The sequence below is a fragment of the Acinetobacter sp. UNC436CL71CviS28 genome (assembly GCF_000620525.1).
Classification (GTDB): domain Bacteria; phylum Pseudomonadota; class Gammaproteobacteria; order Pseudomonadales; family Moraxellaceae; genus Acinetobacter; species Acinetobacter radioresistens.
Map to the genome: position 1 here is coordinate 1 of NZ_JIBB01000066.1, position 5,809 is coordinate 5,809.

General features: G+C 43.3%; 7 protein-coding genes and 2 pseudogenes. All 9 read right to left on the minus strand.

The window, feature by feature from the left end:
• Positions 1–272, minus strand: a pseudogene (locus N518_RS16480) (IS4 family transposase); the annotation flags it as partial.
• A 78-nt stretch (positions 273–350) separates the two neighbouring features.
• Positions 351–728 (minus strand): annotated as a pseudogene (locus N518_RS0114765) (phenylacetate--CoA ligase family protein); the annotation flags it as partial.
• Between the two features lie 98 nt (positions 729–826).
• Positions 827–1,618 (minus strand): 2-(1,2-epoxy-1,2-dihydrophenyl)acetyl-CoA isomerase PaaG, encoded by a 792-nt coding sequence (paaG, locus tag N518_RS0114770; RefSeq protein WP_005025922.1) that lies wholly within the window; start codon positions 1,616–1,618, stop codon positions 827–829.
• A 45-nt stretch (positions 1,619–1,663) separates the two neighbouring features.
• Entirely contained in the window at positions 1,664–2,719 is a 1,056-nt protein-coding gene (gene paaE, locus N518_RS0114775; protein ID WP_005014249.1) for a 1,2-phenylacetyl-CoA epoxidase subunit PaaE, read from the minus strand.
• Between the two features lie 35 nt (positions 2,720–2,754).
• Positions 2,755–3,255, minus strand: coding sequence for a 1,2-phenylacetyl-CoA epoxidase subunit PaaD (gene paaD / locus N518_RS0114780; protein ID WP_005025924.1), 501 nt, complete (start codon positions 3,253–3,255; stop codon positions 2,755–2,757).
• Positions 3,256–3,279: 24 nt separating this feature from the next.
• The gene (gene paaC, locus N518_RS0114785) at positions 3,280–4,035 is read right to left on the minus strand and encodes a 1,2-phenylacetyl-CoA epoxidase subunit PaaC (protein WP_005025926.1); all 756 of its coding nucleotides are present in this window, start codon (positions 4,033–4,035) and stop codon (positions 3,280–3,282) included.
• 12 nt (positions 4,036–4,047) lie between these two features.
• The gene (gene paaB, locus N518_RS0114790; protein ID WP_005014243.1) at positions 4,048–4,338 is read right to left on the minus strand and encodes a 1,2-phenylacetyl-CoA epoxidase subunit PaaB; all 291 of its coding nucleotides are present in this window, start codon (positions 4,336–4,338) and stop codon (positions 4,048–4,050) included.
• Between the two features lie 42 nt (positions 4,339–4,380).
• Complete coding sequence (paaA, locus tag N518_RS0114795; RefSeq protein ID WP_005025928.1) at positions 4,381–5,325, minus strand: 1,2-phenylacetyl-CoA epoxidase subunit PaaA; 945 nt, start codon at positions 5,323–5,325, stop codon at positions 4,381–4,383.
• Positions 5,326–5,563: 238 nt separating this feature from the next.
• Positions 5,564–5,809, minus strand: a 246-nt coding sequence (locus tag N518_RS16975) for a transposase (protein WP_416201897.1), incomplete at its 5' end; no start/stop codon positions are given.

Here is a 5,809-nt window from a genome sequence, read left to right on the forward strand (position 1 = left end):
AAAGTCAGTTGCACTTGGTCGAATGAAAACATATTGAAAATCAACTGAGAAATTTGACGATAATCAAAATACTGACCTGCAAAGAAGCGCTGCATACGTCGATAAAATGATTGTGGTAAGCACTTGATGGGCAAGGCTTTAGATGCAGAAGAAAGATTACATGTTTGCTTTAAAATAATCACAAGCATGATGAGCGCAAAGCACTTTAAATGTGACTTGTTCCATTTTAGATATTTGTTTAAGATAAGATATAACTCATTGAGATGTGTCATAGTATTCGTCGTTAGAAAACAATTATTATGACATTATTTCAATGAGTTATCTATTTTTGTCGTGTACAGAGCCTGATTACTTAAGCCAGCAGCTCTTAGCGAGCGGGCAACCAGATCAGCCCAGGTATGAATATCATTTTGCGTATAACCTACTACCGTTGGCTGTCCGGTTGTACCTGAGGATGCATGTACCCTTACAATTTTTTCCTGAGGCACGGCAAACATGCCGAACGGATAATGATCACGCAGATCCTGTTTAGTGGTAAAAGGAAATTTTGCCAGATCTTCCAGATGCTGAAAGTCCTCGGGATGCACGCCTGCATCATCAAATTTTTTCCGGTAAACCGGACTATTCTGATAGGCATGCACCAAAGTTTTCTTTATGCGTTCCAGTTGTACCTTGCGCAGCTCATCGGTTGAAACCGTTTCAATATATTCCATCGTATTGTTATTCATATTCTATACTCCATGTACAGTCATCCTGCCTGTATGATTCTGAAAAGACGATGCTCTTTTCATCCATATTCTTTAAGAATTGTGTAGCCCTGCCTGTTCTAGCAGCCTTTGTATTCAGGTGTACGTTTTTGCATAAAGGCCTGTACACCTTCACGGTAATCCTCTGAACGGCCTGCCAGACGCTGTAAGTCACGTTCAAGAAGTAACTGCTCATCCAGAGTATTATGCGCAGCAGCATGGATTGCTTTTTTAATTAATGCCAATCCATAAGTTGGTTGCTTGGCCAGATGTTCAGCCATTTTCTCAGCTTCAACCTGTAACTGCTCATCTTCAACTACCCGCCAGATCATACCGAGCTGTAATGCCTGCTCAGCCAGGATCTTATCTCCCAGTAATGCCAGTCCCATGGCTTGTGCCCGACCAACCAGCCGCGGCAAGAACCAGGTGCCTCCAGAGTCTGGAACCAGCCCCAAACGGCAGAAAACCTGGATAAATGAGGCTGACTTCGCTGCCAGAACCAGATCACAAGCCAATGCAATATTGGCCCCTGCTCCAGCCGCAACACCATTAACCGCACAAATAACCGGTTTTGGCATCTCGGTAATCAGTTTAATGAGCGGGTTATAGTATTTTTCAATTGAAAGGCCCAGGTCTGGTACTGCTGAATCAGGATCGACTACCCGGTCATTCAGGTCCTGCCCGGCACAAAAACCTCGACCTTGTGCTGAAATAACTACAGCACGAATATCGGGCTGCACAGCCCATTTGTTGAGGACCTGAGCAACTTCCTTATGCATAACTTCATTAAAACTGTTGAGCTGCTCTGGACGATTAAACTTTAAATAGCCCACAGTATTTTTTTCTTCAACAAGAATTGTCTGGTAGTCCATTCAGTATTTCCCTTTGAACCTGATTTTTATTTTAAAATAGATTAATTATTCATCGAAACTTAAGCGTACATTGGCTGTTACCGGTCGTGCCTGACAGCTCAGGACATAACCTTGAGCGATTTCATCCTCTTCCAGACTATAATTAACAGCCATATCAACCTTACCTGCTATTATCTTGCACTTACAGGTGGCACAGACTCCGCCCTTGCAAGCATAGGGTAAATCGGCTCCGGCGCGCAGTGCAGCATCCAGAATACTGTCATCCTGTCTGGAAACCTCTACCACCAGCTCACGTCCATCCAGAATAATCTGAACTTTTTCTTCATTACGGCCTTCAATTTCTCTCGTTGTTACTTTTGTGGTGCCGGTATTAAAACGCTCGGTATGAATTTTACTGTGCTCAATACCGAACTGCGGTAATGTCTGCTCGACGGCATCCATCATGGCCTGCGGTCCACAGGCAAAACAGTGGTCAATGTCCTGATTAATCAAACCGGCACTATAAAGCTGTTGCAGTTTTTCAGTATCGATATGACCATTAAGCAGCTGGCTGTCGTTCATTTCCCGTGAAAAGATATTGATAAGCTGAAAACGTTCTTTAAAGCGATCTTTTAAGTCCATAATCTGTTCTGAAAACATGGTTTGTTTCCATGAACGGTTACCATAAATTAAAGTAAGATTTGCATTTTCCTGCTGGTACAAGACTGATTTAACAATAGAAAGAATAGGTGTAATACCGCTACCTGCTGCGAATGCCAGATAATTTTTTCCGCCAGTTTTTGCAGCCTTCTGAAAAAAAACACCTTGGGGTGGCATGACCTCCAGCACATCACCGGCTTTTAAGCGGTTATTGGCCCAGTTTGAAAATTGCCCCTGTTCAATCTTTTTGATTGCGATACTCATGTCTTCCTGAGTATCGCTACAGATTGAATAGCAGCGACGGATTTCACCGGTTTCACTCATATGCCGGATAGTCAGATGCTGACCTGGCTGATATTGAAATTGCTGTTGCTGTTCAGGTGCAATTTCAAAAGCAATACAGATCGCCTGTTCAGTTTGTGGGCTGACTGATTTAATTTTTAGCGGAATAAATTGGTTCATATAAAAATCCTTCTTTATTTTGACCATTCGGTTATTTAAATACATTTAAAATAGTCAAAAGGTTCCAGGCATTGCTGGCATCGGTACAGTGCTTTACAGGCAGTAGAACTGAATTCACTTAACAGTTTAGTATGCTGGCTATGACAGCGTGGGCACTCAATTCCATCGGACAGAGCAACATGGGTACCACAGCTATGTGCTTCACCCTGTGGCGGAGCAATACCATATTGCTGTAATTTCTGTTTACCGCTTTCACTCATCCAGTCAGTAGTCCAGACTTCGGACAGATCCACTACTACCTGTACCGGAACCAAACCCTGAACAGTAAATGCCTGGGTAATTTCTGCCTTAAGCAGATCTGTAGCCGGACAGCCGCTATAGGTTGGAGTTAAACGAACGATAATTTGATCTTCTTCATTTAGTTCCACTCCACGGATCATACCTAGGTCAACGACTGAAAGAACCGGAATTTCAGGATCAGCCACCTGTTTCAGAGTTTCCCAGCATTCATCCAGACAGTGTTTAATTAGCTCCATACCCGTTACTCCTGTGTTCCCTGCTTACCAGTTCATATTTGGATATGAACGCTGCAAATACTGCATTTCAGCCAGTACATAACCCAGATGTTCAGTATGTAGACCCTGTCTGCCACCACTACGGTAAGCACCGGTTTCCGGAAGAGTCAGCTTAAAACGTTCAATTTCAGCAGTCGTCTGTTCAAGCCATTCAGCTTTTAATGGTTCAAGGTCCATGAGAACCTGTTGTTCAACCAGTAACTGTTCATCAGCATTTAAAACAAATAGTTCATCGCTAAAGCGCCATAGCTGATTTAATCCTGTCTGGGTTTTTTCATGTGCCTCATCTGTTCCCAGACTTAAGCGTTCCATCCAGGCAGTAGAAAACCGCAGGTGATACTTCACTTCTTTTAATGATTTTGCTGCGAAAGCTGCCAGCTCGGCTTGAGAGCTTTTCGCTAGAGCCGTAAAAAGGAGTACATGATAATGATCCATCAGCCATTGGCGGACAATCGTCTGGGCAAAATCACCATTTGGCTGTTCACACAGCAGCAGGTTACGGTATTCACGCTCAGTACGAAAATAAGCCAGTTTGTCTTCATCACGGCCTAACCCTTCGAGTTCACCAGCCAGACTTAAGGCCGTCCGTGCCTGACCCAGCAGGTCCAGGCCTATATTGGCTAGGGCAATATCAATTTCCAGCTCAGGTGCATGACCACACCATTCAGAGAGCCGGTGCGATAAAATCAGCTGGCTATCGCCAATATGTAAAAGAAACTGTGCTAAAAGTGGATGATTCATACAATACCTTCCTTACATATGCTCGATGCCATCTGGTATATGGTAAAAAGTTGGATGGCGGTACACCTTGTCCAGAGAGGGATCGAAAAATTCCGGTTTCTCATCTGGCTGCGAAGAAGTAATCAGTTCTGACTTCACCACCCAAATGCTGATACCTTCATTACGGCGGGTATAAACATCACGGGCATTTTGCAAGGCAATTTCAGCATCAGGTGCACGCAGACTACCTACATGGCGGTGGCTTAAACCCTGCTTGCTTCGTATGAAGACTTCATATAATGACCAGTTATTTTTATGTTCCATGTCGTTTTGTTCCTGTTTTTATTGAATAGCTAAAACCAGATTTCAGGCAACCTTTTTAGATTGTTGCTGTGCCTGCTGTTTTTGGGCATATACAGCAGCAGATTCACGGACCCATTTTCCGCCTTCCCATGCTTTACGGCGGGCATCAATGCGTTCCTGGTTACATGGGCCTTTCCCGGCAATCACAGCAAAAAATTCATCCCAGTTAATCTCGCCAAATTCGTAGTGGCCAGTTTCTTCATTAAAATGCAGTTTCTCATCAGGTACAGTCAGGCCAAGTTGTAGTACTTGCGGTACAGTGTTATCGACAAATTTCTGGCGCAGCTCGTCGTTACTGAAGCGTTTAATTTTCCAGGCCATACTCTGTGCACTGTTAGGGGAATTATCATCATTTGGGCCAAACATCATCAGTGCTGGCCACCAGTAACGGTTGACCGCATCCTGTGCCATCTGTTTCTGTTCAGGTGTACCATTTGCAAGCTGCATCATGGCTTCAAACCCCTGCCGCTGATGGAAACTTTCTTCCTTGCAAATTCGTACCATTGCCCGTGCATATGGCCCGTAAGATGTACGGCACAAGGCTACCTGATTAACGATCGCGGCGCCGTCGACCAGCCAGCCAATTGCGGCGACATCTGCCCAGCTTAAAGTTGGATAGTTAAAAATAGATGAATACTTCATGCGTCCCGCAATAAGCTTGTCCATCATATCGTCCCGGTCAGCACCGAGTGTTTCGGCGGCACTATATAAATACAACCCATGACCTGCTTCGTCCTGAACTTTTGCCAGCAGTACTGCTTTACGTTTCAGGGTGGGTGCTCGGGTAATCCAGTTTCCTTCCGGCAGCATACCTATAATTTCCGAATGGCCATGCTGTCCAATCTGGCGAATGAGCGTTGTTCGGTACGCTTCTGGCATCCAGTCCTTTGGCTCAATGGTAATATCTTGTTGTATGGCTTGTTCAAAATCTTCAGCATGATTTTTCATTATTTCCTCACTTATCCCAAGTGGCTATAATTTAAAATTAAAGCGATACTAAATTTAAATCAATATAAATTTTTAGGTATCATTTAAAATAATTTATTTATAACTTTTAATAAATTGATTTTTATACAATTTTTAATTTAACTAGTTTTTGTTACTTCTCTTTTGACTCAATTTTAATTGACAATTGGCTTTGTTGCACAAAGATTTGAAATGCAAAGCGCCCCTAATTGAACCAAATTTAAGGCGTAACTTGGGTAAGTGGTCGACCTAATTCCGTAAATCTGTTGAGGACTGCTACACGTGCATGGATCTCATTCACTTGGCTATCAAAACTCCTTGCACTGAGTTTATCTCCTAATAATTTGATGCAATGCATCTTAGTTTCAACCAAACTTCGCCGATGATAGCCTGACCATTTTTTCCATAGTGTCCTGCCTAAACGTTTAATTGCTCGAAGTAATTCATTTCGCTCTAGCGAGCTACT

Bases quoted from the DNA above. Each gene is read 5' to 3' on its own strand.
- paaG (WP_005025922.1), bottom strand. From the start codon at position 1,618: ATGGACTACCAGACAATTCTTGTTGAAGAAAAAAATACTGTGGGCTAT.
- paaE (WP_005014249.1), bottom strand. From the start codon at position 2,719: ATGAACCAATTTATTCCGCTAAAAATTAAATCAGTCAGCCCACAAACT.
- paaD (WP_005025924.1), bottom strand. From the start codon at position 3,255: ATGGAGCTAATTAAACACTGTCTGGATGAATGCTGGGAAACTCTGAAA.
- paaC (WP_005025926.1), bottom strand. From the start codon at position 4,035: ATGAATCATCCACTTTTAGCACAGTTTCTTTTACATATTGGCGATAGC.
- paaB (WP_005014243.1), bottom strand. From the start codon at position 4,338: ATGGAACATAAAAATAACTGGTCATTATATGAAGTCTTCATACGAAGC.
- paaA (WP_005025928.1), bottom strand. From the start codon at position 5,325: ATGAAAAATCATGCTGAAGATTTTGAACAAGCCATACAACAAGATATT.